The 2121-nt window shown below is 53.3% G+C and carries 2 protein-coding genes and 1 tRNA gene; 2 read left to right on the plus strand and 1 reads right to left on the minus strand.

Annotated elements, in window-relative coordinates; genetic code table 11:
* The coding region (locus tag AC3ZFK_RS06075) for a proton-conducting transporter transmembrane domain-containing protein (protein ID WP_489433746.1) at positions 1-444 on the plus strand (444 nt) is incomplete at its 5' end.
* A gap of 8 nt (positions 445-452) precedes the next feature.
* The gene (nuoN, locus tag AC3ZFK_RS06080; RefSeq protein WP_487507085.1) at positions 453-1907 is read left to right on the plus strand and encodes an NADH-quinone oxidoreductase subunit NuoN; all 1455 of its coding nucleotides are present in this window, start codon (positions 453-455) and stop codon (positions 1905-1907) included.
* Between the two features lie 101 nt (positions 1908-2008).
* Here the strand turns inward: nuoN and AC3ZFK_RS06085 are convergent.
* A tRNA-Met gene (locus tag AC3ZFK_RS06085) sits at positions 2009-2085 on the minus strand.
* Positions 2086-2121: the final 36 nt, after the last annotated feature.

The following is a 2121-nucleotide window of genomic DNA, read 5'->3' on the forward strand; positions in this document are numbered from 1 at the left end:
AGTGTTGGTGTTCTCTATGATCGCCTCCACTCCCGCCAGATCAACGATTACGGCGGTGTTGCCAACACCATGCCGGCATTTGCCGCATTTATGCTCTTCTTCTCCATGGCCAATGCAGGGCTGCCCGGCACCTCCGGTTTTGTCGGTGAGTTTATGGTTATTCTCGGATCCTTCCGTGCAAACTTCTGGATCGCCTTCCTTGCCGCCACCACCCTGATTCTTGGTGCCGCCTATACCCTCTGGATGTACAAGCGCGTAGTCTATGGAAAAGTGGCCAATGAGGGAGTTGCTGGGTTGAGCGACATAACTGGCCGAGAGTTCCTGATGATGTCGATACTGGCTGCCGCAGTACTGGGAATGGGGCTCTACCCCGCACCAATAATCGATATCATGCACGCATCGGTTGACCACCTGCTGCAGCAGATGACGGTATCTAAATTGTGAGTAGTATTATGAATTTTGAGATAGCAGAACTTGTCGCAGTAGCACCAGAAATCACACTTCTGTCACTGGCATGCGTCGTGCTACTGGTAGACCTCTTTATCTGCGACAGTTGCCGAATCATCACCTGGTTGCTGACACTGGGCTCACTGCTGGCTACTGCTGCAGTGGTTGCAATGGGGATGGGAGGGGAGTCCCAGATCCTCTTTAGCGGCTCCATTGTCCGTGACTCCATGGGTGATGTGCTGAAAATCGCCATCCTGCTGATTACCACCATGGTATTCCTCTACTCAAAAGAGTACCAGCAAGAGCGTGGCCTCTATCGCGGCGAATACTTCGTACTGGGGCTGTTTGGGGTGCTAGGAATGATGGTCCTGGTCTCTTCCTACTCCTTCCTCACCCTCTACCTGGGGCTGGAGCTGATGTCCCTCTCCATGTATGCGATGGTTGCCCTGCAGCGCGACTCTGCCCGTGCCTCCGAGGCAGCGATGAAATACTTTGTACTGGGTGCGCTGGCATCCGGCATGCTGCTATACGGCATCTCCATGATCTACGGTGCTACAGGAACACTAAATATTGGTGAGGTTGCCAAGGCGATCCAGCTACAGAGTGGTGATCAGGATCTGAGCCTGGTGCTGACATTTGGTCTCGTATTCATGGTCTCCGGTATCGCCTTCAAACTGGGCGCAGTGCCATTTCATATGTGGGTACCGGACGTATACCACGGTGCCCCAACCTCGGTAACCCTCTATATCGGTAGTGCCCCCAAGATCGCCGCCTTTGCCATGGTGATGCGCCTGCTGGTGGATGGTCTGGGCGGGCTGGTTGTGGATTGGCAGCCGATGCTGATCATCCTGGCACTGCTCTCCATGGCCTTTGGTAATATCATCGCGATCGCACAGACCAACCTCAAAAGAATGCTCGCCTACTCGGGCATCTCCCATATCGGATTCCTGCTGCTGGGTGTGTTGAGCGGCACAGAGGCCGGTTTTGAATCGGCCATGTTCTACGCCATAACCTACGCACTCACCTCTGCCGGTGGCTTCGGCATGATCCTGCTGATGAGTCGCAGAGGCTTTGAGGCCGAGGAGATCAGTGACTACAAGGGGCTGGCAAAGAAGAGCCCCTGGTTCGCCCTGATGATGCTTATACTGATGTTCTCAATGGCAGGGGTGCCGCCCACCGTCGGCTTCTACGCAAAACTCGCTGTACTGCAGCAGGTGATCTCGGTTGACCTCGTCTGGCTTGCAGTAGCTGCCGTATTCTTCTCGATTATCGGCGCCTACTACTACCTGAGAGTGATCAAGATAATGTACTTTGATGTAGCAGATGAAAACAGTGGTGCCTCACCACAATTCAGCCTAGATCCGGCAGGGCTAACACTCTCAGCAAACGCACTGATAGTCCTGGTACTAGGCATCTTCCCAAGCCAGCTAATGTTAATCTGCCAAACCGCAATCGGCTAATATTGGGGTCAGGTCTGCGTTTTTACTGTTATTTAGCTAATAACGCCCATCTCAAACAACAAAAAGGCCGATCTCAAAAAGAGACCGGCCTTTTTTCTATTTGGTAGCGGGGGCCGGATTTGAACCAACGACCTTCGGGTTATGAGCCCGACGAGCTACCAGACTGCTCCACCCCGCATCAAAGTGTTGCGTATAGTACAGACGACAGTTATCG

The organism is Candidatus Thiopontia autotrophica, from assembly GCF_982804495.1.